At 48.6% G+C, this 799-nt stretch carries 1 protein-coding gene; it reads left to right on the forward strand.

Annotated elements, in window-relative coordinates:
* Nucleotides 1-93: 93 nt before the first annotated feature.
* Nucleotides 94-799: IS4 family transposase (locus DQG13_RS30340; protein WP_146767245.1), on the forward strand; the 706-nt coding region annotated here is incomplete at its 3' end.

Below are 799 nucleotides of genomic sequence, written 5' to 3' on the forward strand. Positions count from 1 at the left end.
AGTAGATTTGCTCGTATTGACAAAAGCACCCTACTTGTTTGGTATCATGGAAGTGACGAGCTTACCATGCCAACAAGAAAGGTGCGTAACCCTATGTTACACCAACATTCCCTGTCTGAACAGTCTCGCTTTTCCAACCTTTTTGCCACTCTTCATATTGGAAAAACCTTGCGGCAAGCGGGCATTTCTAAATCTTTTGGCCTTTCCAGCCTAGCCATTTTTCAAATCATATTCTCTTTGGTTTTCGAAGGGAAGAACTGGTTCCGGCTTTTGGAAAGTGACCGCGGAGCAGATCTTCCTGGTAAAGATGTTGTTTATCGGTTCCTAAATCAAGCTTCTTTTGCTTGGCGGCGCTTTTTGCAGGCCTTTAGTCTTCGCATCGTGCGCCGTTTCGAATCGCTAATTTCGTCGCACCGCGTACGCGTGTTCATTATTGACGACTCCGTGCTCAGCCGAAACCGGAGCAAAAAAGCGGAACTTTTGGCACGTGTATTTGACCACTCCACAGGCAAATTCATCAAAGGCTACACGATGCTAACGCTAGGCTGGTCAGACGGCTTTAGCTTTGCTCCGCTTGACTTTGTGATGCTGTCTTCAGCCAAATTAGCCAACCGCCTGTGCGAAATGGCTTCGAATCTTTCCAAACGCAGTCATGGCTACAAGCGCCGGATGGAGGCCTTTTCTCGGAAGCCCGATGCTGTCGTAGCCTTGCTGGAACGAGCCTTACGTGCAGGATTTACCGCCGACTACGTGCTTATGGATAGCTGGTTTACACAAGCTCCATTGCTCCGTGAGCTCA

The organism is Paenibacillus sp. YN15, from assembly GCF_003285005.1.
Taxonomy (GTDB): Bacteria; Bacillota; Bacilli; order Paenibacillales; family NBRC-103111; genus Paenibacillus_AR.